The 24,716-nt window shown below is 60.9% G+C and carries 23 protein-coding genes and 1 pseudogene; 14 read left to right on the top strand and 10 right to left on the bottom strand.

Going from position 1 to position 24,716, the window contains the following annotated elements; all coding sequences use genetic code 11:
- Positions 1-3: 3 nt before the first annotated feature.
- From C4N04_RS16005 to C4N04_RS15995, 3 genes and pseudogenes are all read left to right on the top strand, one after another.
- Positions 4-1,740 (top strand): ABC transporter ATP-binding protein, encoded by a 1,737-nt coding sequence (locus C4N04_RS16005; RefSeq protein ID WP_077989136.1) that lies wholly within the window; start codon positions 4-6, stop codon positions 1,738-1,740.
- 74 nt (positions 1,741-1,814) lie between these two features.
- Positions 1,815-1,970 (top strand): annotated as a pseudogene (locus tag C4N04_RS16000) (mandelate racemase/muconate lactonizing enzyme family protein); the annotation flags it as partial.
- A 12-nt stretch (positions 1,971-1,982) separates the two neighbouring features.
- The gene (locus tag C4N04_RS15995; protein ID WP_106796547.1) at positions 1,983-3,170 is read left to right on the top strand and encodes a galactarate dehydratase; all 1,188 of its coding nucleotides are present in this window, start codon (positions 1,983-1,985) and stop codon (positions 3,168-3,170) included.
- Between the two features lie 65 nt (positions 3,171-3,235).
- Here the strand turns inward: C4N04_RS15995 and C4N04_RS15990 are convergent, their stop codons facing one another.
- The 7 genes from C4N04_RS15990 to C4N04_RS15960 all read right to left on the bottom strand — a co-directional run bounded on the left by C4N04_RS15990 (position 3,236) and on the right by C4N04_RS15960 (position 9,965).
- On the bottom strand, positions 3,236-3,808 hold the full coding sequence (locus C4N04_RS15990; RefSeq protein WP_096769936.1) for an NADPH-dependent FMN reductase: 573 nt from the start codon (positions 3,806-3,808) through the stop codon (positions 3,236-3,238).
- Between the two features lie 84 nt (positions 3,809-3,892).
- Positions 3,893-4,558: a nitroreductase gene (locus tag C4N04_RS15985; protein WP_077989139.1), complete on the bottom strand. Its 666-nt coding sequence runs from the start codon at positions 4,556-4,558 to the stop codon at positions 3,893-3,895.
- Positions 4,559-4,846: 288 nt separating this feature from the next.
- Positions 4,847-5,206, bottom strand: a complete 360-nt coding sequence (locus C4N04_RS15980) for a metalloregulator ArsR/SmtB family transcription factor (protein WP_096769938.1) — start codon at positions 5,204-5,206, stop codon at positions 4,847-4,849.
- A 209-nt stretch (positions 5,207-5,415) separates the two neighbouring features.
- The gene (locus tag C4N04_RS15975; protein ID WP_096769939.1) at positions 5,416-6,108 is read right to left on the bottom strand and encodes a response regulator transcription factor; all 693 of its coding nucleotides are present in this window, start codon (positions 6,106-6,108) and stop codon (positions 5,416-5,418) included.
- Position 6,109: 1 nt separating this feature from the next.
- Entirely contained in the window at positions 6,110-6,487 is a 378-nt protein-coding gene (locus tag C4N04_RS15970) for a response regulator (RefSeq protein WP_040141746.1), read from the bottom strand.
- Between the two features lie 2 nt (positions 6,488-6,489).
- Entirely contained in the window at positions 6,490-7,131 is a 642-nt protein-coding gene (locus C4N04_RS15965) for a response regulator (protein ID WP_096769940.1), read from the bottom strand.
- A complete protein-coding gene (locus C4N04_RS15960; RefSeq protein ID WP_106796497.1) occupies positions 7,128-9,965 on the bottom strand; it encodes an MASE1 domain-containing protein in 2,838 nt (945 codons plus the stop codon). Before C4N04_RS15960 ends, C4N04_RS15965 begins: the two co-directional genes overlap by 4 nt.
- A gap of 330 nt (positions 9,966-10,295) precedes the next feature.
- On the opposite strand from C4N04_RS15960, the gene C4N04_RS15955 reads away from it, so the two are divergent.
- From C4N04_RS15955 to repC, 5 genes are all read left to right on the top strand, one after another.
- On the top strand, positions 10,296-11,048 hold the full coding sequence (locus C4N04_RS15955) for an NAD(P)H-binding protein (protein ID WP_009995534.1): 753 nt from the start codon (positions 10,296-10,298) through the stop codon (positions 11,046-11,048).
- A gap of 291 nt (positions 11,049-11,339) precedes the next feature.
- A complete protein-coding gene (locus C4N04_RS15945; protein WP_106796496.1) occupies positions 11,340-12,653 on the top strand; it encodes a hypothetical protein in 1,314 nt (437 codons plus the stop codon).
- Between the two features lie 276 nt (positions 12,654-12,929).
- Positions 12,930-14,123, top strand: coding sequence for a plasmid partitioning protein RepA (gene repA, locus C4N04_RS15940; RefSeq protein WP_077989142.1), 1,194 nt, complete (start codon positions 12,930-12,932; stop codon positions 14,121-14,123).
- Between the two features lie 2 nt (positions 14,124-14,125).
- Positions 14,126-15,127, top strand: coding sequence for a plasmid partitioning protein RepB (gene repB, locus C4N04_RS15935; protein ID WP_106796495.1), 1,002 nt, complete (start codon positions 14,126-14,128; stop codon positions 15,125-15,127).
- Between the two features lie 154 nt (positions 15,128-15,281).
- On the top strand, positions 15,282-16,586 hold the full coding sequence (gene repC, locus C4N04_RS15930) for a plasmid replication protein RepC (protein ID WP_106796494.1): 1,305 nt from the start codon (positions 15,282-15,284) through the stop codon (positions 16,584-16,586).
- Between the two features lie 125 nt (positions 16,587-16,711).
- Here repC and C4N04_RS15925 read toward each other — a convergent pair whose 3' ends face one another.
- The gene (locus tag C4N04_RS15925; RefSeq protein ID WP_106796493.1) at positions 16,712-17,725 is read right to left on the bottom strand and encodes a substrate-binding domain-containing protein; all 1,014 of its coding nucleotides are present in this window, start codon (positions 17,723-17,725) and stop codon (positions 16,712-16,714) included.
- A 24-nt stretch (positions 17,726-17,749) separates the two neighbouring features.
- Positions 17,750-17,941 carry a hypothetical protein gene (locus tag C4N04_RS31585; RefSeq protein ID WP_158775558.1) on the bottom strand — a complete coding sequence of 64 codons (192 nt, stop codon included), beginning with the start codon at positions 17,939-17,941 and terminating at the stop codon, positions 17,750-17,752.
- Positions 17,942-17,994: 53 nt separating this feature from the next.
- Here C4N04_RS31585 and C4N04_RS15920 point away from each other — a divergent pair, with 53 nt between their 5' ends.
- The 6 genes from C4N04_RS15920 (at position 17,995) to C4N04_RS15895 (ending at position 24,173) form a co-directional block, all read left to right on the top strand.
- Positions 17,995-19,260, top strand: a complete 1,266-nt coding sequence (locus C4N04_RS15920; RefSeq protein WP_106796492.1) for an ABC transporter substrate-binding protein — start codon at positions 17,995-17,997, stop codon at positions 19,258-19,260.
- A 69-nt stretch (positions 19,261-19,329) separates the two neighbouring features.
- Entirely contained in the window at positions 19,330-20,316 is a 987-nt protein-coding gene (locus C4N04_RS15915) for a sugar ABC transporter permease (protein WP_106796491.1), read from the top strand.
- Complete coding sequence (locus tag C4N04_RS15910) at positions 20,316-21,146, top strand: carbohydrate ABC transporter permease (protein ID WP_106796490.1); 831 nt, start codon at positions 20,316-20,318, stop codon at positions 21,144-21,146. Before C4N04_RS15915 ends, C4N04_RS15910 begins: the two co-directional genes overlap by 1 nt.
- An 11-nt stretch (positions 21,147-21,157) precedes the next feature.
- Positions 21,158-22,183 carry an ATP-binding cassette domain-containing protein gene (locus C4N04_RS15905; RefSeq protein WP_106796489.1) on the top strand — a complete coding sequence of 342 codons (1,026 nt, stop codon included), beginning with the start codon at positions 21,158-21,160 and terminating at the stop codon, positions 22,181-22,183.
- Positions 22,184-22,245: 62 nt separating this feature from the next.
- Positions 22,246-23,031, top strand: a complete 786-nt coding sequence (locus C4N04_RS15900; protein ID WP_106796488.1) for a ThuA domain-containing protein — start codon at positions 22,246-22,248, stop codon at positions 23,029-23,031.
- A 104-nt stretch (positions 23,032-23,135) separates the two neighbouring features.
- On the top strand, positions 23,136-24,173 hold the full coding sequence (locus tag C4N04_RS15895; RefSeq protein ID WP_106796546.1) for a Gfo/Idh/MocA family oxidoreductase: 1,038 nt from the start codon (positions 23,136-23,138) through the stop codon (positions 24,171-24,173).
- A gap of 76 nt (positions 24,174-24,249) precedes the next feature.
- On the opposite strand, the gene C4N04_RS15890 is transcribed toward C4N04_RS15895, so the two are convergent.
- A complete protein-coding gene (locus C4N04_RS15890; protein WP_040112144.1) occupies positions 24,250-24,642 on the bottom strand; it encodes a DUF4112 domain-containing protein in 393 nt (130 codons plus the stop codon).
- Positions 24,643-24,716: the final 74 nt, after the last annotated feature.

Raw genomic sequence — 24,716 nt, 5'->3', positions numbered from 1 at the left:
GGCATGACCGATATCGTTTCCATTGCCGGCAAACCGCTGCTCCAGGTGAAAAACCTGACCGTCGAGTTCCCGCTGCGCACCGGTGTTTTTCGCGCCGTCAACGATCTTTCTTTCTCGATCGAACAGGGCAAGACGCTCTGTGTCGTCGGCGAAAGCGGATCCGGTAAGTCGGTCACGGCGCGTTCGATTCTGCAGATCGTCGATGCGCCCGGTCGCATTGCTGCCGGATCGATCGTGCTGAACGATCAGAACGGCGGCTCTACCGATTTGACCAGTCTCAATCCGCGCGGGCGCCAGATCCGGGCGATCCGCGGCCGGGACATCGCCATGATCTTTCAGGAGCCGATGTCGTCGCTGTCGCCGATCCACACGGTCGGCAACCAGATCGTCGAGGCGCTTCGTCTGCACACCAGGATGAGCAAGGCCGAGGCGCGCGCGGAAGCGATATCGCTGCTCAAACAGGTCGAAATTCCGTCACCGGAAAAAGCGCTGGATCGCTATGCTTTCCAATATTCCGGCGGCATGCGCCAGCGTGCGATGATCGCCATGGCGCTTGCCTGCAAACCGCAGCTTCTGATCGCCGACGAGCCGACTACGGCGCTCGACGTGACGACGCAGGCCGAAATCCTCGACCTGATCGCCCGGCTGCAGAAGGCCAAAGGCATGGCCGTTCTCTTCATCACGCATGATATGGGCGTCGTGGCGCAGATCGCCGACGACGTGCTCGTCATGCACAACGGTGTGGCGAAGGAATATGGACCGGTCGAGCAGATCTTTCATGCGCCGAAAGACGACTATACCCGCATGCTGATCGGCTCGGTGCTGAAGCTGGAGCAGAAGGCCGAAATCCGGTTGGCGCGCGCACCGCTCGACAGGACGGCGGCGCCGATCCTCGAACTGCGCAATCTGTCGATGAATTTCGGTGATTTGAAAGCGCTGGACGATGTCTCCATTTCGCTTCTGCCGGGCGAAACGCTCGGCATTGTCGGCGAGAGCGGATCCGGCAAGACGACGATGGGCCGTTCGATCATGCGGCTGCTCGACCCGACTGCCGGCGAAATCCTCTACCGCCGCGCCGGCGGCGAGGTCATCGATCTGGCAACGGCAAAGGGCCCGACGTTGGCCGCTGCACGGCGCGAATTGCGCATGGTGTTTCAGGATCCGTTCGGCTCCCTCAACCCACGTATGACCGTTTCCCAGATCATCGGCGAGCCGTTGCTGGTCAATGGCGTTGCAAAGGGGCGGGCGCTGGACGAGCGCGTCTCTCATCTCATGGAGCAGGTCGGCCTCGATCCGAGGGCGCGCGAACGCTACCCGCACGCTTTCTCCGGCGGCCAGCGCCAGCGCATCGGCATTGCCCGCGCCATCACGCTCAATCCGCGTGTCATCGTCGCCGACGAGGCGACCTCGGCGCTCGATGTCTCGGTGCGCTCACAGGTGCTCGATCTGCTGATGCGCCTGCAGGATGAGCTTGGTCTCGCCTATATCTTCATCAGCCATGACATCGGCGTCATTCGCTACATGTGCGACCGTGTTGGCGTCATGTACAAAGGCCAGCTCGTCGAAATCGGTGACGCGGAGAAGGTCTGCAATACGCCCGAGCACGCCTATACGCAGGCGCTCATCTCGGCGATCCCGCGCCCCGACCCGCGCGACCGCGATCATTCGAGGCGCTTCCGCTACGTCGCGCCTGATAGTCTGAAGCCAGACAGTCTGAAGAATGGAAGTTCTCAGAGATGAAAATCACTGGAATCCGCACGTTTCTCATGCATGTCGGCCAGCCCGATCCCTCGAATTGGGCTCCCGAACAACGGCTGGGCTGCGATATCGACGACGAATTCGTCGCCCGCTTCCCGAGCGGCGGCAATGTCTCGGTGCCGCAAGCCGCGGGCGCCCATAATCCAGGAACCGACAACGAACATGTCTACGTGCAGACGCGCGTGGCGTGCCGCAGCTATTTCAATCGCTAGAAGGACAGAATGATGAAGATCGACCGCATGCGGGTTTTCATGACCCGCGACAAGGACCGTCCGCGCGTGATCGTCGCCCTCGATACCGATGACGGGCTGACCGGTTGGGGCGAATGCTACAATCACGGCCCCGACAAGGCGCTGCCGCCGCTGCTCGATTATCTCTACGGATTCCTCTCCGGGCAGGATCCGACACGGGTCGAGTATCTCGTTAATTTGCTGATCCAGCAAAGCCGCTTCCCGCCGGGCGCGCTCGGCCTTGCCGCGATCTCCGCCCTCGACCATTGCCTGTGGGATCTGGCGGCCAAGGCGGCGAACGTGCCGGTTTACAAGTTGCTCGGCGGCGAGGTGCGTGACCGCATCAAGGTCTATGCCGGGGTCTACACCGCGCCCGATGCGCCGGCCGCCCGCGACGAATTCGACCGCCTGAAGGAGGAATGGGGTTTCACCGCCTTCAAGCTCAGCCCTTGGCGGATCGATATGCACGCCCATCGCTGGGGCAATGTCGTGAAAGCGTCTGCGGATTATTTCCGTTCGCTTCGCGAGACGGTCAATGACGAGTACGAGATCGCCTTCGACGCGCATGCCAAGATTTTCGAGCCGATCGCTGCCCGCCAGCTCGGCAATGCGCTGGCGCCCTACGACCCGCTGTTTTTCGAGGAGCCGCTGCGCCCGGAGAATATCGAGGCCTGGGGTGATCTGAAACAGGGCCTCAACTGCACGCTTGCGACCGGCGAGTCGCTCTACAACAGGAACGAATTCCTGCGTCTGCTGCAGGTCAAGGGCGCCGATCTGATCCAGCCCGATATCTGCGTCGTCGGCGGTATCAGCGAAATGCGCCGCATCGCCACGCTTGCCGAAGCCTATTTCGTCGGTGTCGCTCCACACAACCCGATGGGGCCGCTGGCGACGGCGGTCAATGTGCATTTTTCGGCGGCCGCGCAGAATTTCCGCATCCTCGAATACCGGCTGCCGAAGGGCCAGGCCTATGTCTATGGCGGCCTCGATGTCGAGAAGCGCCAGGGAGAGACGCGCTACGTGGTCGACCCTTACCTGCCGAAGGATGGCTATCTCGAACTGCGGCCCGACCGGCCCGGCTGGGGCGTCGAAATGGACGAGAAGGCGATGGAGGAGGAAGGCTACATTCACTGGCAGCGGCGCGTGCCGAAGCGGCCGGACGGCTCCTACGCCTTCGCTTAAATAGGTCGCTGAAGAAAACCGGGAACTGGCCGCTGCCGCATCGCAGCGGCCAGTTCTTTTAAGCGCTACGCATCTTTCGGCAGCACCGAGCGAACCCTTGCGATGAAGACATGGAAGTCCTGCATGAACTTGCGAAGGAAGTCGGCGGTGGCCTCGTTCGTGACCTCGCCGTCATCGGTGATCAGCCCTGGTGTGAACTGGATGTAAGCTTCCGGGGCATTCATCTGGGGCGAGTTGCAGAAACTGAGCACGCTGCGCAAATTCTGCTGGGCGACTGCGGTGCCGATCGCGCCCGGCGAGGTGCCGATGACCGCTGACGGCTTGCGCGTGAACGAGTTGGTGCCGTAGGGGCGGCTTGCCCAGTCGATGGCGTTTTTCAGCCCGCCGGGTATGGATCGATTGTATTCGGGCGTGACGAACAACACGGCGTCGACTGCCGCGATTGCCGCCTTGAATGCCTTGCCGGCCGGAGGATAGTCGGCGTCATAGTCGTAGCTGTAGAGCGGCAGATCCTTGAAGGATATCTCCGACATTTCAAGTTCCGGCGGGGCGAGCCGCACCAGCGCCTTGGCGAGCTTGCGATTGATCGAGCCCTTGGCGAGGCTGCCGATGAGATAACCGACTTTATGCGTGGTCATGGCGTTCTCCAATATCGCGGATGATCAAGGACCTATCATACGCAGGACGCATGGAAGGGGTCTCTTGTTCCTTGAGCGCAGGTATTACTCATCGACGAAAGTGACCGTCTCGGCGAGGGGCGCGCGGCCCGTCCGGGCAAAACTGACTGCGGGATCCTCGTATCCGATCGACATGCCGCAGAAGAGGATGAGCCCGTCCGGCGGTGACAGGGCTTCCGCGACCGTCTCGCGAACCTGTGACCATGCCATCTGCGGACAACTGTGCAGTCCTTCGGCGCGCAGCAGCAGCATGACGGTCTGCAGATACATGCCGACATCGGCCCATTGGGGTGGACCAAGGTCACGGTCGATGTAGCAGAACAGGGCGGCGGGCGCGCCGAAGCAGTTCCAGTTGGCGATTGCTGCGCGCTGGCGGGCCTCCCAGTCCTCGCGGGCAATACCGAGCGCGCCGTAGCGCTCCTTGCCGAAGGCGGATCGGCGTTCCCCGTACGGGGGCTTGAGCGCGGCCGGGTACATCTCGTACTGCCGTTTGTCCCAGGGGTCGCCGTGGGCCACGCGCTCGATGGCTGACGTCTTGAGCTCGGCCAGCGACGCGCCGGTCATCACATAGGTGTTCCACGGCTGGATGTTCGATCCTGAGGGCGACCACGCCGCGGCGGACAGCACGCGCTCGAGTATCTCCCTCGCCACTGGCTTGTCTTTGAAACCGCGCACCGACCGTCGGCTTGTGACTGCCTCATAGACGTCCATGATCCCTCTCCTGACCGTTCCGTTGCTGATGGGTTCATTATCGCCGTTCGCCATGGAGACGTAACCACACCGTGGTCTAGGAGGCGTACATCAAACGTCCATCAGGGATCGATGCGTCAGAGGGGTATGTCGGTGAAGTGCCACAGGCCTCCGCTTGGTGCTGACGCGCAAGCCGCTGTCATCTCGTTCAAACCGCGTTCTCGTCGCTGCGGCGCCGATGCTGATTGGCTGCAAGGTCAGCCTCAGCAAAATTGGAGGCGAGTCAGAAGCGGCAAGGGCAACGTGTGGTCATTTCGTCAGGTGCCCGGCTCGGAGGCGTTCTCCAGGGGCGCGACGGCGCGATCCGAAGATATCGGCGAGCGTATCGAGCATCGTCCTGGCAGCGCCGGATTGAAGGGAATAATAGATCGTCTGGGCAACCCTTCGCGTCTGCACGAGTCCGTGTTCTCGAAGAATTGCCAGATGCTGGGAAGTCGACGATTGGCTCAATCCCACTTCATCGGCGAGGACGGTCACCGACACTTCTCCCTCGGTCAACAGATGCAGGATGTGGAGTCGTTTGGCGTTCCCAATGGCCGACAAGAAGGTTGCTTCGGTGTCGAAGGCGTTGGTTTCAGGGGAAGGCGTGGCTGACGATCGATTGTTCAGGCGTGATCTCCTTATGGAATCAAAGCCGGGGATGAGGTCATATCCCTGAGCTTTAATTTAGAGATACCGCAAGGGTGCGAAGCCGAAACCCATTGCCGGCTCCGCGTCGTCTTTTTCAACGCGAATCGGATACGGCGCGCATTAAATGGACAGGCCGACCGTGCGCAAGGCCGGTATTCGTCGTCATTGGAAGGCGCCAGGCAAAAGAGCTAACGCGCGCCGGCCTGACGCATTTGCGCCGGCAGCGTTTCCCAGGCCCGGATCAGTTCACCGATTGAGGCGGCCTCCATCTTGTGCATGACATTGCTGCGATGCAGCTTGACCGTCACCTCGCTAATGCCGAGATCGAACGCGATCTGTTTGTTGAGGCGTCCGCGTGCCACTTCGTGCAGAACTTCGCGCTCGCGCTGCGTCAACGTCTCCAGGCGTTTGACATTGCGTTTGGCAATTGCGGCTTCGGCACGTCGTTCGGCATCCATCGCAATGGCCGCCGCGACGGCGTCGAGCAGCGTTTGATCGCGCACCGGTTTGGTGAGAAAATCCACAGCACCCGCCTTCATCGCCTGGACGGTCATCGGAATGTCGCCGTGGCCGGTCAGAAAAATGATCGGCTTGGAAATGCCGTTCTCGGCTAGATGGCTCTGCAGGTGAAGGCCGCTTGCCCCCGGCATGCGCACATCGAGGATCAGGCAGCCGGGATTTTCCAATATGTCGGCGTCAAGCAATTCTCGGGTCGAGGCAAAACTGACCGGCTGAAAGCCCGCCGACAGGATCAGCTCGGACAGGGCCTCGCGTACCGATGCGTCGTCATCGACGATAATGACGAGCGGCTGGTCCTCTTGATATCTGCACTGCAATGATAACGGCGCCGATCTCCGCAGCAACGGCTGGTCAACCCTCATGTTACCCTCCATCTCTCGATTGTTGTAAAGCATTGGCGATAGCCGTCAGCAGGGCCTGGGCATCGAAGGGCTTGCGGAAAAACCCGCCGGTGCCCTGCGCGCGGCCCTGATCGGCGATCTCGTGGCGGCCCGTGATCAGGAACACCGGCAGCTCCGGACGTGACTTCCTTACCAGGTCGCGAAGTTCGAAGCCGTCGATACCGGGCATTCCGATATCGGTGATGAGCACATCAAGGTCCGACAGCCCGCTGACGAGCAGCGAGCCCGCCGACGGGAAACCTCGGGCCACATAACCCGCCGATTCCAGAAGGTCGCCCATCGATTCAAGCAGTCTTGGATCGTCATCGACAACGGCGACGACATGTCTTGTCTCGTTCATATTCAATTCCCCCCCACCCGACGCGAGTGGGTAATCGGTATTTCAAGTTTCTCCGCGATCCGCACGAGATCGGCGAGCGACGCCGCCGCCATTTTCTGCATCACATTTCTTCTGTGGATCTGCAGCGTGACTTCGCTGATCCCGAGTTCGGCTGCCGCCTGCTTGTTGAGAAGACCGCTGACCACGAGCGGCAGCACTTCGCGCTCGCGCGGCGTCAGGTCGAGATAGTGCCGTTTCAGCGTGTCGAGCTCGGCGCGCTCGCCTCTCTTTTTTCGATCCTGGTCAATCGCCGCGTGGATCGCCGTCATGAGATCGGCATCGCTGAACGGTTTGGTCAGGAAATCTACGGCACCGCTTTTGATCGCACGCACGGAGGAGGGGATGTCGCCATGTCCGGTGATGAAGACGATCGGCGGATGATCGCCATCGGCGATCTGTCTCTGCAGCTCGAGGCCATTGATATCGGGCAGTTCGATGTCGAGGATGAGGCAGGCCGGGAGATCCGGCTTGTCAGCCTTCACATAGTCGCAGGCCGATTCGAAAGCGACGGCGCGCATGCCATGCGAAGCCAGAAGCTCGCCGAGCGCCTCGCGGATTCGTTCATCGTCGTCGACGATGAAAACGATATGCTCGACGGCCGTCATGGCGCCGCCCCCGTTTCAATGGGCAATGTGAAGACCAACGTCGCTCCGCGCGGTTTGTTCTTTTCCGCCCATAATCTTCCGCCGTGCAGTTCGACGATCGACCGGCAGATGGCGAGGCCCATGCCCATCCCGGTTTCCTTGGTGGTGAAGAAGGGCTCGAAAATCTTCTCGGGAAACTCTATGCCCTGGCCGCGATCGCTGATTTCGGTCTGCAGGAGGTTGCCGACCTGGTGGGCGCGGATTCCGACAATCCTGTCGTCTGCGGTGGCATCCATTGCCTCGATGCCGTTGCGGATAAGATTGATGAGAACCTGCTGGATCTGGATACGGTCGATCGCAATGAACGGCAGGTTGGCATCGACCGCGAGGTCGATGCGGGCGCGGCGACGCCACGCCTCGTCGGCCATGAGGTTGCGTGCTTCTTCGATGATGCCGGATAGCGTCGTCTGGATCTTCCTGTCTGCGGATTGTTTGAACAGGGCGCGGATGCGGCTGACGACATCGGCGGCCGAGTTGGCGTCCCGGATGATGCGCTCGACCGTCCGCTGCGCCCGCTCCATATTTGGCGGCTCCGCCATCAGCCAGCGCTGGCAGGCGTGCGAGTTCGCGACGACGGCGGCGAGCGGCTGATTCACCTCGTGGGCGATCGAGGCCGAAAGCTCGGCAAGGCTCGCCACCTGGCTCGCCCGCGCAAGGCCCTCTCGCGCCTGACGCAGATCTTCCTCTGCCCGAACTTCACCGTCGATATCGAGGCAGATGACATTCCACTGGACGATGATGCCTTCGGCATTGCGCATCGGCGCGGCGCGTGTCTCGACCCAGCGATATTCGCCATCGAACCGCCGCAAACGATGCCGGCGCGCATAGGGCTCGCCGGTGCGCAATGAATGGGCATAGTCCAGTTTGACGCTCGCCACGTCGTCGGGATGAACGCCGGCGTCGAGCGTGCCGTCCAACCGGGTCTTTCCCTTGCCGTCCAGTTCTTCCAGCTTATAACCGAGGAAGTCGCGGAGCTGAGGGTTGCGGTATACTGGTTCTCCGTCGGGAGCCGCGCAATCGATCATTGCCGGCAGGGTTTCGACGATCTGCCAGAGCGAACGCTCTCTCTCGCGCAGCTCCTCCTCGATGCGTAATTGATCGTCGATGTCATGCGTCAGGCCGTACCATTGAATGATCCGCCCGTTCTCGTCCCTCAGCGGCTCGGCGCTGCCTCTGACCCAGCGATAGACGCCATCGGCGCGCCGCAGGCGATATTGCTTGGAGAAGCGTTCGCCGGTGGCGAGGGAATGGTGGAGTGCTTCGGTAAGGCCGGCGGCATCGTCAGGATGGACGGCGGCCTCGATCAGGGCCGCAAGCCGGCTCACCCCGGGCGTTTCCATATCGATGATATCGAGACCGAGAAAATCGATCAGGCGCTGGTTGAAGAAGGTCGGTGTGCCGTCAGGATCAAGCCGCCAGAGCAGGCTCGGAACCATGTCCACCAGTTGCGAGAGCTCGCGCTCACGCTCGCGCAACGCTTCCTGCGCGCGCATCTCATCGTCGATATCGACTGAGATGACGTACCATTGCGTGATCGTGCCGTTCTGGTCCCGCAGCGGCTCGGCGCGACCGTCGACCCAGCGATAGGCTCCGTCGAAGCGGCGCATGCGGTATTTGATCGAGAAGGGATCGCCGCTGACGAGGGAACGGTGAACCGTCTGAAGTAGCCTCGGTGCATCATCGGGATGAACCAGCGTATGAATGACGGCCGAAAGACGGCTCACGCCCGGCTGATCCATGTCACCGACGTCGAGGCCGAAGAAGTCGATCAGGCGCTTGTTGAAGAAGACAGGCTCGCCTGTCGGTGTCAACCGTCGGATCTGGGCCGGGACCATGTCGACGAGTTGTGAGAGCTCGCGTTCCCGTTCGCGCAATGCCTCCACGCTTTGGCGCAGCGAAAGCACTGCCAGTTGATGCTGGCGGGATATGGCGGCGACAATGAGCGCCGAAAGCGCCGAGATGGCCAGAAAAAGCTGCAGCATGATCTGCTTGTGTTTCTGGGCCTCCGGATCGCCGGCGAATTGGCTGGCGCCCGTTATCGTGAAGATTGCCGTTATCAGCGCCAGTAGCACGAGTGACACCGCCGCGCCCTTGAACTCGAAGCGGACCGCGGCCCACAGAAGCGGCGGCATGATGATATAGGCGAAAGGCAGGTAGCCGCTCAGCGAAAGAGCGGCAATGGCTAGAAATATCAGCCCGAGAACGCAGGCTTCCATCCACTGTGTGGTCGAAAGCTGCGGTCTGCCCCGCCAGTTGTGGAGCACGACCAGCGCCAGCGGCGCCACGATGAGGACGCCGGTGGCATCGCCGATCCACCACAGAGGCCATGCCGTCAAGAAGGATTGTGACAGGATGCTGAACCAGGCAAGCGTCGCACTTCCCACGGTCGCGCTGACGATCGGCGCAACCCCGGCGCCCAGCGCGACGAAAGCAAGGACTTCCTGCAGGCTTTCCAGCCGCACCGGCCGTGTCAGCACGCGGTTCACGAGCCAGGCTCCCACCAGCGCCTCCAGGGCGTTGCCGACATAAATCAGGAAGGCGGCGACTGGTGGGCTGTGAAACCACAGGACATTGCTGAACATCTCCGCCAGGCAGCCGCCCAGCACCCACCACGGCCAGCTGTAGCCGGAGCTGAGAATCAGCGTCGCGATGAAAAGTCCGCTCGCCGGCCAGATGGAAATGCCGGTTCCGGGCACGATTGCAAGAGATTGAGCAAAGCCGCAGGCAAGCACATAAGCCGCAACAAAGAAGCCCAGATGCAAAAGCTTGGGACGGTGCGACCAGACGCTCATCATCAGCTGCTCCTGCCGGACGGAAATAACCGGGGGGTCGTCAGCATTTGCGATGGTTGTTTTTGATTTTGGGGCCGGCGAGCTCATGTTCGAACCGTAATCCTGCCGCACCACAACCGCAACTCATGGAAACCCATGCATTGCGCGGGGATGTAGCCGGATTTCGGAGTGAAGCAGGGGCCGCTTTATCCGATGGCGCACCCTATACCGGAGGCTGGCTCCCCTATGCCCATGGGCTAGGATGCAGGACCTCAGGCACGATGGAAGGTCTCTAACTTTCCGGTCATTGTCGCTCAACCGCGGGCATTGGGTAGAGATAGAGAGGGTGTCGATATGAAGATCATGGTGGCGGGAGCAAGCGGCGTTGTCGGAACGCAACTCACGGCGAAGTTGCGCCGGGCGGGCCACGATGTCACCGCCGCATCCTTATCGCTTGGCGTCGATACGGTGACGGGCAGGGGCCTCGAAGCAGCGATGGCGGGAAACGAAGTCGTCATCGATGTCACCAATGCCGCATCATTCGGCGACAGTTCGGCGTTTGATTTCTTCAGGACATCGACGAAGAACCTGCTCGCCGCTGCGGCCTGTGCCAACGTCAGACATTATCTCGCGCTCTCCGTCGTCGGCACGCCTTACCTCGTCGAAAGCGATTATTTCCGCGCGAAAATGGTGCAGGAAAATCTCATCCGTGCGTCCGGCCGACCCCATACGATCCTCCGCTCGACGCAGTTCTACGAATTCATCAGTGGATTGATCGATATCGGTGCTGATGGCGACGTCCTTCGGTTGCCGCCGGCGGCTATGAGGCCGGTTGCGGCCGGTGACGTCGCAGCGTTTCTGATGGAACTGGCACCGGGAACTCCGGTCGGGGACATTGTCGAGATCGGCGGCCCGGAACAGTTCGGTATCGACGAAATCGCGCGGATATATCTCGCCGCAAACGAAGACCAACGGCCGGTAACGACCGATACAGCTGTTTCCTATTTCGACGTCGAATTGACCGGCGATGTACTGCTTCCCGGTGCTGGCGCCCGCACGGCGAGGCAGACCCTCTCCGACTGGCTCTTCAAATCGATGGCCGCCTAACGGCCGGCTTGAAATTGGCGGCGCGAGGTAATAGGCGGATCACGCACCGGTGTGCTAGCCGATTTCTTTATCGGCGCTCACGCAGCCATGCAGCAACTGCCGCTCTTGGCGCGGGATGTCGGGCGCTACCGCACCTATTTCCCCTCGCTGAAATTGATATCGCCCGATTTTTAAGCCGGCGCTTTGCGGCGCGCGGCACATTCAATAAATCTTCATGAAGCCCAGGGTTGAAAAGCTCCGGTCCAGCTCCAAATCCCGCCGGCGGTCGCCGAAACGGCAGGGGAGGGGCGCATGGGCAATAGGGACGGCGGGCGGATCCGTGGGATTAAATCGGTCTTGGAACTCGTTGTTGTTCTCTTCTGCCTTCTATCCTGCCCGCAGGCGTTTGCCGCGCCCGCCGATATTGGGGGGCTGACGGTGACGCTGCCCGATGCCGCTTCCGGCTGGAGGAAGGCCGGCAAGGGCGATCTTTTCATGCTGCAGAAGGATTTTCCCGAAACCGGGGATGACAAGCGCGGCAGCGCTCTGATCCAGATATCCAAGCCGCTTGCGGGAGGGCGCAATTCCCTTCCGGCCGGGATGAAGACCTTTGTCGCAACGCTGCCCGACATGGCCAAGGAAGATATTCTGATTAAGTATTATGGCGTCACGATAAACGGCCACGATATCCGCGTGGAGGAACGCTGCTGCGTCCAGCAGAAGAATGTCAGCATCAGCCAGATCGTCGTCGGCATCGCCAATGACGAGCGGCAGGCCTATCTGCAGCTCGTGCTCTTGAACCTCAAAGGCGACGGAAGCCAAAGCGCCGAGGCCGAGTTCGAGGCTCTCGTGCGTTCGGTGAAGCTTGACCCTTCGGACAAGGATTTCGATCTTGCTCCCGCGAGCGACGACGGCGGGCTCGATGGCGTCTTCACCCATCTCGATACCGGTGTCCGCCCGAATCTCTTCGGCGGCGTGGATTTCTATTCCGATAGCGAGATCACCATGTTCGATCCGAAGGGCCTGTTCAGCACGGAACTGCCGAAGGGCGGCAGCAGCATGACCGAGCACTGCACGGAAAACCCCTCCGACTGCGGCCTTTATAAACTCACCGGCGGTGGCTTCTTCTCCTCCGCCGGATCGATCGAAACGCGCAGCGTCACCTCCGCCTACGGTACGATCGAGATCGAGACGAAGCCGTTTTCCAAAAAAGGCGACGACCTGGTGATCGACGAAGACGAGTATCGTGCGGTGCCGCCGTTCGAGGATGGCGCCACGCTCGACGGCGAATGGGTTTACAACTTCGCTTCAAGCGGCATGACTGCGACCTCGTCGGGATCGGTTGCCTCCAGCAATACGCTGACACTGCGTGACAACGGCACTTTCGAACGCAGCCGCTGGTCCGGCGTCTCAATGACGAACGAAATCGGCGAGTCGCGGACGGGTGTGACCGCGTCAGGCGATCGGCCCGGCTCCAGCGGCCGTTATAGGCTTTCCGGCTATCGCCTCGATCTGACCGACGCGACCGGTAAGACGGAGAGCCTGAGCATTTTCGAGCCGGACAAGGGTTCGGATGGGCTTCTGGTGATCAACGGCAACAACTATCTGAAGGATGACGGGCAATAGTCGGCTCGGGCCTTTCCATTCCGCCCGCGGCCTCGCAAAAATTTCATGAATTTCATGTGCATAACCGATGGCATAGTCCTTGCCCTTCGGCCCTCGCGCGGATGCGAATCACCCGCCGAGCCGTCCGCGAATTTGCCGGATTCCGGAACCCGTTTGGTGTGCGTCGAGGCGTGGTTTGGTTAAGCATTTGTAATTCGGTCACGAATCGCGGCATATAGTAACTGCGCAACTGAAGCGCTTTCGTTCAAAATTGCGCAGTTACTTGGGAAAACAATCATGCAGCCGAGTCTTGCTCTTCAAGACGATCAAGAGCATCTCCCGTCGCTTCTGGCAACAGATGCGAAGGAGTTGTCCTATCAGCTTCAGCAGCATCAGGCGAAAATCTTTCCGCCGCTTTCCCAGAAGACGATCAGGACCTTCTCGCCGGCGGAAGCCGCAGCCTTCATCGGCATCGGTGAAGGCTATCTCAGGCAGGTGGCGGCCGATGGCCACGGACCGGATCCGCTGCCAAACGGACGTCGGCTTTACAGCGCATCCGACATGGACCGCATTCGCCGGGTCCTCGACGAGCGCAACGGCACGCCGAAATATGTGCCGGCCCGCAGAGCCGGCGAAAAGCTCCAGATCGTCTCCGTCATGAATTTCAAAGGCGGCTCGGGCAAGACCACCACGGCTGCACATCTGGCGCAATTCATGGCGCTGCGCGGCTACCGCGTGCTCGCCGTCGATCTCGATCCGCAGGCATCGCTGTCGGCGCTGTTCGGTCACCAGCCGGAGTTCGACGTCGGCGAGGGCGAGACGATCTACGGTGCGATCCGCTATGAAGAACCGCGCCCGATCGCCGATATCGTGCGCGCCACCTATACGCCCAATCTGCATCTCATTCCGGGAAATCTCGAGCTGATGGAATTCGAGCACGAGACGCCGAAGGCGATGGCGTCAGGCACGGCGGAGACGATGTTCTTCGCCCGCATCGGCGAGGTGCTGACCGACATCGAAAGCCTCTACGACATCGTGGTCATCGACTGCCCGCCGCAGCTTGGTTTCTTGACAATGTCGGCGCTCTGCGCGGCGACTTCGGTCTTGATCACCGTCCACCCGCAGATGCTCGACGTCATGTCGATGTCGCAGTTCCTGACGATGACGAGCGAACTCATGTCGGTCGTCGAGAGGGCCGGCGGGCGCACCAGCTATGATTGGATGCGCTATCTCGTGACGCGGTTCGAGCCGAATGACGGACCGCAGAGCCAGATGACCGGCTTCATGCGGGCGATCTTCGGCAACCGCATGCTCCACAACGCCATGGTGAAATCGACCGCGGTCGCCGACGCCGGCGTCACCAAGCAGACCCTTTATGAGGTCGAGCGGTCGCAATTCACGCGCGGAACCTATGACCGGGCGCTGGAGTCGCTGAACCTCGTGAATGGTGAGATCGAAGCGCATATTCGCTCCACCTGGGGAAGGAGATAGAAATGGCGCGCAAGAATCTCATCGAAATCTCCGCTCCGAGCCCGGCAAGGGTGGAAGCGGTCGCGCCACGCGACAATCGTCCGATCGCCGGCTTCGTGCCGCAGGAGCGTGTCGGCGGGCCGGTCGGCGGCATTACGAAGACGCTCGGCAACATCACCGAAAAGATGGAGCGAGCGGGCGAGCTGGAACGGCAGCTGGCGGCGGGCCAGATGATAATCGAGCTCGACCCAGGCCTGATCGACGCCTCCTTCGTCAGCGACCGCCTGGCGATCGACGCGTCCGGTCTTAGCGAGCTCGTCGAGCAGATCCGCGAACACGGGCAGCAGGTTCCGATCCTCGTGCGCCCGCATCCTGAAGCCAAGGGACGTTATCAGGTCGCCTACGGCCATCGACGGCTGGCGGCCATCCGAGACCTCGGCATCAAGGTTCGTGCGGCCGTGCGCGATCTCACGGATGACCAGCTGGTCGTCAGCCAGGGGCAGGAAAACAGCGCCCGCACCAATCTCTCCTATATCGAGCGCGCGCTCTTCGCGTCGCGGCTCGAGGAACGCGGCTTCGGCCGGGATGTCATCATGGCGGCGCTCAGTGTCGACAAAGCGGCGCTGTCGAGAATGCTGATCGTCATGCGGCAGGTGCCGCTCGACCTCATCAACGCCATCGGTGCTGCGCCCGAGATCGGCCGCCGCCGCTGGCTGGAGCTGGGCGAGCGACTGGAGAAAGCCGACGTCGGGACGATCATCGCGGAGTTGTCCGCGGACGACGCACGCAAGATTTCGAGCGACGAACGCTTCCACCGGGCATTGGTTCTGGCGACGAAGAAGACGGCCACGCCAAAGCCGGCGGTGGCCAAAACCGAAGTCAGCGGCGTTCCTGTGATGATCAAGAAGACAGCAGCCGGCGCTACTTTCGTCTTCGACGGCAAGACCGCGCCGGGTTTCGATCAATTCGTCCAGGAACGGCTGCAAGACCTATTCCAGGAATTCAAGAAGCACAGAGGAGCGTAGCGCGCAAAAGAAAAAGGCCCCCAACGACGCCGTCGTGGAAGCCCTTCTCAGATCTTAAGCACATCGAGAATCGCATTTCCACGAATCACAGTCAAGCGTCTTAGGCACCAAATTGGTGGATGGTTTTCTTTTGCCTGAACGAAGGTGAAGGCAAATGGAGAGTGGATATGTGACGACGCCCTTTGGGCGGCGGCCGATGTCGCTTGGCATGCTGGCAAGCCAGCAACTGGCCGAGACGATCGAGCCGGGGATGAAGCGCAGCAAGTGGAAGCTGTTCCGGGCGATCTGCGAGGCGCGCCCGGCGCTCGGCGTGACCGATCGGGCGCTGACGGTGCTCGACGCGCTGCTGACCTTCTATCCCGACGATGAAATCTCCGAGGAGAGGGGCCTGATCGTCTTTCCCTCGAATGCCCAGCTATCGCTGCGCGCCCGCGGCATGACGCCGGCGACGCTGCGGCGGCACCTGGCCGTCCTGGTCGAGGCCGGCCTGATCCTGCGCAAGGACAGTCCGAACGGGAAACGCTATGCCCGCCGCGACAGGGCAGGGGCGATCGGCGAAGCCTTCGGCTTCAGCGTCGCGCCGCTTTTGGCCCGTGCGGTCGAGATTGAAAACCTGGCGGCCCAGGTAATTGCCGACCGGGAGCTGCTCCGGGCGACGAGAGAACGCCTGACGGTCTGCCGGCGCGATATCTCCAAGCTGATTTCGGCGGCCATCGACGAAGCGGTTCCCGGTGACTGGGAAGAGATGGCCGTGATGTTTCGTGCGCTTGTCGCAAGGATCCCGCGGGTGGCGTGCATCGAAGAACTGGCATCGCTGCTCTACGAGATGGCGCTGTTGCGCGACGAGGCCGTCAACCTGCTGGAAAGGCAGATAAAAATAGAAAAAATGAACGCCAATGAGTCTCAAATTGAGCGCCACAAACAGAATTCAAACCCCGAATCCAATTCTGAACTTGAACCAAGCTTCGAAACGAAGCAGGGCGAAAAGGCACTGGCAAACAACGAAGGGATGGCCGAGCCGTTGGATGCACAAAGGCTGAAATCGCCGAGGCCTTCCACGGGACCAGGTGGCAAGGGGCCGGGTGCGGCCAATCCTGTCGCCGGCCACAGCCTAAAATCCTTCCCGCTCGGCCTCGTCCTGCAGGCCTGCCCCGCCATTCTCGACTATGGGCCGGGTGGCGCGATCGGCAATTGGCGCGACCTGATGTCGGCCGCCGTCGTCGTGCGCTCGATGCTCGGCGTCAGCCCCTCGGCCTATGAGGACGCCTGCGCCGGCATGGGGCCGGAAAACGCCGCGACCGTGATCGCCTGCATCCTGGAACGGGGAGGGCATATCAATTCGCCCGGCGGTTATCTCCGCGATCTCACCCGCAGGACCGAAAGGGGCGAATTTGCCATCGGCCCGATGTTGATGGCGCTCGTCAGGGCGAATGGCGGGGCGAAGCGCCATGCCGGCTAATGGACTTCGGCGACAACCGGTTGTTCCGTCCCGAAAGCTTACTCCAAGCACCGGCTTGTTCGCGGATCTGGTGCGAGAGGTGCCGCGCGCGTTGCCTCTCGCTCTGAAGCGGCGTTCCGCAGCTGTCAGCGCGGGGCCGCAGTGCTTTCTCGCAGGATCAACTCGACCGGCCACAATTCGTGGATCTCCTCGGCGGCGCGCCCCGCAATAAGCTGCAGCGTCAGTTCGGCGCAACGTGTGCCCGCAGCACGCATGGAGGATCGCGTTGTCGAGAGTGACGGCACCATATTTTCGGCCGTCAAATAAGGGAAGACGTCGTCATGGGCGATAACGGAGACATCCCGGCCGACCGTCATCCCAAGCGAACGGACGGCGCGGTAAACGCCGAGCGCTGTCATCGTGGAGCCGGCAACGATGGCGGTTGGCGCATTGGCGCTCTCCAAAAAAGAGCGGGCATGACGAAAACCGCTCTCGTCGGAGAATTTATCGCAGACCATCATGTGGGGATCGGCAATGAGCCCACGCTCCTGATGGGCGAGCCGAAAACCCTGTTCGCGATGGATCGAATAAGTCTTGCCCCTGAGGCCATTGATCATGGCGATGCGGCGGTGCCCGAGATCGAGCAGGTGTTCGGTGGACCTGCGCACCGCATTTTCATTATCGATATCAAGCCAGGCGTGAACGTGCTCCGTCTCCGACCGGCCGTGAACCAGGAAAGGCAGACGCAGGCTGCTCAGCATCTCGATCCGCGGGTCGCGAGGGCGAGGCGAGTGAATGATCACTGCGTCCACGCGACGGCTTTCGACTAGGCGTCTGTACTCCTGCATCTCGTCGTCGTCATTGTGTGCGGTAATCGGCGTGATGAGAATATCCGTGTCGGTCGTTTCCAGGCGTTGCGCCATGCCCGACATGAATTCGGTGAAATGGATTTCTCCCGACCGCGCCATCATGACGCCGATCGCACCGGCTCTTCCTGTCTTCAGACGCACGGCATTGATATCGGGGCGATAGCCAAGCCGTACTGCTTCGTTCGCAACCCGGGCGCGCGTGGCTTCACTGACCTCAGGGTAGCCGCCGAGCGCACGACTGACCGTGGTCGGAGAAAGTCCAAGCTGCTTTGCGAATTCACGAAGTTTCATCGGATGTCTTCTTTGTCCTGGCAATCAATGGACGATGCGTTGGCGATGCGCAACGGGCATGTACCCAATCAGGTCATAATTGAAATCGATTTCAAAAATATCGCCCCAGAGCGTAGCCTCTGGCGGTGATGAACTTCCTTTTAAGCTGTATATTGCACTGCAATGGCCCTTCTGCGCAACTGTGAAGCGCTCATTTGGCGACTTGACGCCGTCCATGCCTTCTGCAATGTTCTGCTGGCCAAATCGATTTCAATTTCTGGGAGGAGATCATGAAAAAGTTTGCTTTGGGCATGTCTGCGCTAGGCATTGCCATTGCGTTTGCCGGCCCGATCCGTGCCGCCGAAATTTCGTTTGCCGCCAACACTACGGGAAAAAACGTCGAATTCCTGAACAAGCAGCTGGCAATTTTCGAGAAGGAGACCGGCAATCAGGTCAAGCTCGTTACGATGCCGTCATCGAGCAGCGAACAGTTCTCCCAATATCGCCTGTGGCTCGCGGCTGGAAACAAGGACATCGACGTCTATCAGACCGACGTCATCTGGGCGCCGCAGCTTGCCGATCAGTTCATCGATCTCAAGGAGGCCACCAAGGATGTGGACGGCCAGTTTTTCCCGTCGATCATTGCCTCGCAGACCGTCAATGGCCGGCTGGTGGCGCTGCCGTTGTTTACCGATGCTCCGGCGCTGTTTTACCGGAAGGACCTGCTCGAGAAATATGGCAAGCAGCCGCCGAAGACCTGGGACGAGATGGCCGCAACCGCCAAAGAGGTTCAGGATAAGGAACGCCAGGCCGGACAGAAGGATCTCTGGGGCTACGTCTTCCAGGGCAATTCCTATGAGGGGCTGACCTGCAACGCGCTGGAATGGGTGAAGTCGTCGGGTGGCGGCCAAATCGTCGAGCCGGACGGGGCGATCTCGATCAACAACGACAAGGCGGCGGCTGCGCTTGACCGCGCCAAGGGCTGGATCGGCACGATCTCACCGCCAGGCGTGCTCGCCTATCAGGAAGAAGAATCGCGCGGCGTCTGGCAGACCGGCAACGCCGTCTTCATGCGCAACTGGCCCTATGCCTATTCCCTCGGCAATGGTGCCGACAGCGCTGTGAAGGGCAAGTTCGACGTCATGACGCTGCCCGTGGCCGCGGCCGGCGACAAGCCATCCTCGACGCTCGGCGGCTGGAACCTGGCGGTTTCGAAATATTCCGAAAAGCAGGAAGCAGCCATCGCGCTGGTAAAGTTCTTGGCGTCGAAGGAGGTTCAGAAAGCGCGCGCCATCGAGCTGTCCAACTTGCCGACACTGACGGATCTTTATGACGACAAGGATGTTGCCGCCGCCCAGCCCTTCATGCCGAACTGGAAACCGATTTTCCAGAACGCGGTGCCGCGGCCTTCGGCGACCGCCAAGGTAAAGTACAACGAAGTGTCCTCGAAGTTCTGGACGGCCGTGCACAATACACTGTCCGGCAGCGGCTCAGCCGCCGAGAACCTCGAGCTTCTCGAAGCCGACCTGACCACCCTCAAGGGCGACGCCTGGTGAGTATGCCGACCGGCGGCTCTCAGGCCGTCGGTCCCACCTCCGGACGACTTAACGAGGGATAGGCGTTTCATGAGCGAAATCGTAGTTCCGCAGGCAGTCAATCCAAGGCTTTCCCGTTTAAAAGCCTCGACGGAGCTGCGATCCGAGCGCGTTCGATCGGCATGGATGTTTCTGGCGCCGACGCTGCTGATCCTGGCAATCGTTGCCGGCTGGCCGCTGTTCAGAACGATCTATTTCAGCTTTACCAATGCGTCGCTGAACGACCTCGGCAACGCGCAGTTTGTCGGCTTTTCCAATTATCTGTCGTGGGTGACGCTGAAGAGCGGCAGGACCGTCTTTCGTGGGCTGCTTGCCGATCCGGTCTGGTGGAAGGCGGTCTGGAACACCGCCAAATTCACCCTCCTCTCGGTGGTGATCGAGACCGTGCTCGGGCTGATCGTCGCGCTGGTGCTGAACGCACGGTTCGTCGGGCGCGGGATCGTAAGGGCCGCAATCCTCATTCCGTGGGCGATCCCAACGATCGTCTCGGCCAAGATGTGGGCCTGGATGCTCAACGACCAATTCGGTATCCTGAACGACATCCTGCTCGGCTTCGGCCTTATCACTGAGAAGATTGCCTGGACCGCCAATCCAGAGACGGCGATGGTCGCCGTGCTGATCGTCGACGTCTGGAAGACGACGCCCTTCATGGCGCTGCTGATCCTTGCCGGACTGCAGATGGTTCCGGGCGATATCTATGAGGCCGCCAAGATCGACGGCGTCAATCCGGTCAAGGTGTTCTGGCGTCTGACGCTACCGCTGATCCGGCCGGCCATCATGGTTGCGGTGATATTCCGGATGCTGGATGCGATGCGCATCTTCGATTTGATCTATGTTCTGACGCCGAACAATGCGCAGACGAAGACCATGTCGGTCATGGCGCGCGAGAACCTGTTTGACTTCGACAAGTTCGCCTATGGCGCTACCGCCTCGACGGTGCTTTTCCTGATCATTGCCTCCGTCACCGTCTTCTATATCTGGCTCGGCCGCGTCAGGCTCGGCGGGGAGGAACGCTGATGCTGCTGTCGATCACCAAGAATACGCTCTTCTACCTGCTCGTCACGATCATCGTCATCATTGCGGTCTTTCCGTTCTACTATGCGATCCTCACGAGCCTGAAGACCGGCACGGCCCTCTTCAAAGTCGATTATTGGCCGACCTCGATCTCGTTCGGCAACTATACGTCCGTGATGGGCCAGGGCGGGTTCGTCCGCAGTCTTGCAAATTCCGCGATGATCGCCTGCGTCGTGGTTTCAGCGTCACTGTTGCTTTCGGTCACCGCCTCATTCGCCTTGGCGCGGGTGCATTTCCGAGGTCGGGCGCTCTTGATGCTGACCATCCTCTCGGTGTCGATGTTTCCGCAGATTGCCGTTCTTGCCGGCCTCTTCGAACTCATTCGCTGGATCGGCATCTTCAACACGCCCTTCGCGCTGATCTTTTCCTACATGATTTTCACGCTGCCGTTCACCGTCTGGGTGCTGACGACCTTCATGCGTGAATTGCCGATCGAGATCGAGGAGGCGGCGATCGTCGATGGCGCCTCGCCATGGGTCATCGTCACCCAGGTGTTCATGCCGCTGATGTGGCCGGCGCTGGTGACAACAGGGCTGCTCGCCTTCATCAGCGCATGGAACGAGTTCCTTTTTGCGCTGACTTTCACATCGTCGGATACGCAGAGAACCGTGCCGGTCGCCATCGCCCTGCTTTCGGGCAACAGCGAATTCGAAATCCCCTGGGGCAACATCATGGCGGCTTCGGTGATCGTCACCGTGCCGGTTGTGGTGCTCGTTTTGATATTCCAGCGCCGGATCATTTCGGGGCTGACCGCCGGCGGCGTCAAGGGGTGAGGGAGTAGGACATGGCAGAGATACGACTGGAGAACATTCGCAAGCGCGTCGGCGCTTTCGAGGTCATCAAGGGCGTGACGATGGACATCCGCCGCGGTGAGTTCATGGTGTTCGTGGGGCCGTCGGGATGCGGCAAATCCACGCTGCTCAGGCTTATCTCCGGCCTTGAGGACATTACGTCGGGGACCCTTTCCTTCGACAGCAAGATGGTGAACCAGCACGCGCCCTCGAAGAGAGGGATCGCCATGGTGTTCCAGTCCTACGCGCTCTATCCGCATATGACGGTTTTCGACAATATGGCTTTCGGCATGAAACTGTCAGGCCGTACCAAGGACGAGTGCCGCCAGCGCGTTGAACAGGCGGCCGGCATGCTGCAGCTCTTATCGTACCTTGAGCGCTTGCCGCGGCAGCTTTCCGGCGGACAGCGTCAGCGCGTCGCAATCGGCCGGGCGATCGTTCGCGATCCCAAGGTCTTTCTCTTCGACGAGCCGCTGTCCAATCTCGATGCGGCGCTTCGCGTCGCGACGAGGCTGGAAATCGCGAAGCTTCATCGCAGCATGCACAACACGACGATGATCTATGTGACGCATGATCAGGTCGAGGCGATGACGCTCGCCGATCGGATCTGCGTGTTGCGGGACGGCGTCGTCGAGCAGATCGGCACGCCGCTGGAGCTTTATGAAAGCCCCAATTCGCTTTTCGTAGCCGGCTTCATCGGCTCGCCGAAAATGAATTTCCTATCGGCCGGACTGGCGGAGCCCTATGGTAGCCATACGATCGGCGTGCGCGCGGAGCATGTTCGCGTCGCGCCCGAGTCGCCGGTTTGGAGCGGCACGGTCATCCATTCGGAAATCCTCGGCTCCGATAGCTTCGTCTATGTGGATATCGGGGCAGACGAGCCGCTCATCGTGCGGGAAACCGGTGTCTCCCGTCACGAGCCGGGGCAGACGCTTGGCCTTGCGCCGCTTGCCGGCCACGTCCACCGCTTCGACCATTCGGGCCGGGCGCTCGAGCGTCAATCCATGCAGGCTGCCTGACCTTCCCAGGATCGACGTTCCTCCCAAAGCTCGATCCGTTTTAATGACAAGGAGAAAACGACGTGACCATACGCACCGTTGTGTGGGGTGAAAACATCCACGAAAATACCAATGAGATCGTCCGCGGCATCTATCCCGAGGGCATGCACACGACAATCGCCAATGCGCTGAATGCCGATCCCGCGATCTCGGCGACGACGGCGACGCTGCAGGAGCCGGAACATGGGTTGAGCGAAGCCCGGCTTGCCGAAACCGATGTGCTGACCTGGTGGGGCCACAAGGATCACGGTGCGGTCTCCGACGTCGTGGTCGAACGTGTCGCCAAGCGCGTCTGGGAAGGCATGGGCCTGCTCGTGCTGCATTCCGGCCATTTCTCCAAGATCTTCAAGCGGCTGATGGGTACGCCCTGCGCGCTGAAGTGGCGCGAGGCCGGCGAACGCGAGCGGCTGTGGACGATCAACCCACGCCATCCGATCGCCGCCGGCATCGGCGAGCATTTCGAGCTCGAGAACGAGGAAATGTATGGCGAACAGTTCTCGGTGCCGGAACCGCTCGAAACGGTGTTCATCTCCTGGTTCCAGGGTGGGGAAGTGTTCCGCTCCGGCCTGACCTGGCGGCGCGGCGCCGGCAACATCTTCTATTTCCGCCCCGGCCACGAGACCTATCCGACCTATCACGACGCCACCGTCCAGAAGGTGCTGATCAACAGCGTCAAGTGGGCTTATAACCCTGAGGGATCGTTGACGAGCATTACCGACGCTCCAAATGTGCCGGTAGAAAAAGCACTGGAGCCGATCGTCGAACGCGGCCCGAGACTGCACCAGGCCGGCGAAGCCGGTTACCGTTAAGAGGTGAGATGCCGTGGGCGGCGGTGGCTCGTTCGGCCCCGCAAGACGCCGCGATGCTCTCGCTGCCGCTCACGCTTCGATGGATTAACCATGAGGACAAAAGAATGCGCTTGATCATTCTCGGTACCGGAGGATGGGCAAACACCCATGCCATGCATTTTTCGGAAATTGCCGGCGTCAAACTTGTTGCTGCCGTCGATACGGACGAGGTCCGGCTGCGGGCCTTCGCGCTCAGGCATAGTATCCCGCTGACTTTCACGTCGCTCGATGACGCCCTTGCCTGGGGAGAGTTCGACGCCGTCACCAATGTCACGCCGGATCGCGCGCATTATTCGACGACGATGAAGTTACTCGGCGCCGGCAAACATGTGCTCTGCGAGAAGCCGCTGGCGGTCACCTACCGGGAAGCCAAGGAGATGGCCGACGCCGCGGCGGCGTCCGGCAAGGTCACGATGGTAAACCTGACCTATCGCAATGTCGCGCCACTGCAGGCAGCCCGCAAGATGGTGCTGGACGGCCGTCTTGGCGCGATCCGTCACTTCGAAGCGTCCTATCTGCAGAGCTGGCTGGTCTCAAAGGCCTGGGGCGACTGGACCAAGGAATCGCAATGGCTCTGGCGGCTGTCGACGAAGCACGGTTCCAATGGCGTGCTCGGCGATGTCGGTATCCATATTCTCGACTTCGCGGTTTTTGCCGCGGGAAGCGACGTCAAGGCGGCGGCATCGCACCTCAAGGTGTTCGACAAGAGCCCTGGCAACCGGATCGGCGAGTATGAGCTCGACGCCAACGACAGTTTCCTGATGATGGCCGAGCTTGAAAACGGCGCGGCCGGCGTCATCCATGCGACGCGCTGGGCGACCGGCCATCTGAACGAGTTGCGCCTGCGCTTGCATGGAGACAAGGGCGCGCTCGAGGTGGTGCATACGCCTGAAGGTTCGACGCTCAGGGTCTGTGAAGGCCCTGACGCCGACAAGGCAATCTGGCGCAAGATAGACGTCGAACCGGTCATCACCAATTTCCAGCGATTTGCAAAGGCCGTGCAAAAAGGGCAGCCGGATGAGCCGGGTTTTGCCCACGCGGCCAAGCTGCAATTCGTCCTCGATCACGCCGTGAAAATGGCGGGCGCTTTGGTTGAACTTTAGACGTTGAGAGCCAGCGGCGTGTTCTGTTCGAAAGGCCTCGCGCAGCTTCTTCGGTCGGCGAAGCATGACAAGCGGCTCAGATTCTCCGGTTCAGCTCGTCTTCGCTGATGCCGAAATGTTCGAGGATGATACCGACGTTGCGGCGATGCGATTTGAAATAGACGTCGAAGAGATCACCGACCAGCGGAACCGTCCCTCCGGCCGCATCGATGCCGAGATTGACGGCCATGCGTGCGAGCTTGTGGTTGGGAACGCCGAGACGCCGGGCCTCATTGAGAATGTAGAGGCCGATGAGCGACGTGGCAACGTCGCCGACGCCGGGGAGGAGACCGAGCACCGAATCGGCGCCGATCCGTACGCCGATGAAAGGCAGTCGGACTGCGGTGTCCATCAGCCGCGCAATGCCCACAGCACGGCGAATCTTTTCGAGTTCGGCAGGGGTCAGGTATGTCGTCTTGGCAGCCGGCATCAGAGACCTTCTGGCGCGACCGGCGGTTTCGCCTCCCTCAAGGCCGCAGAGACGCCCCAGATTGCCTGGTTCAA

This window comes from Rhizobium sp. H4, assembly GCF_003013335.1.
GTDB lineage: Bacteria > Pseudomonadota > Alphaproteobacteria > Rhizobiales > Rhizobiaceae > Rhizobium > Rhizobium sophoriradicis.
The sequence above is the reverse complement of the archived record's forward strand: the minus strand, read 5'-3'. Positions and strand labels throughout refer to the sequence as shown.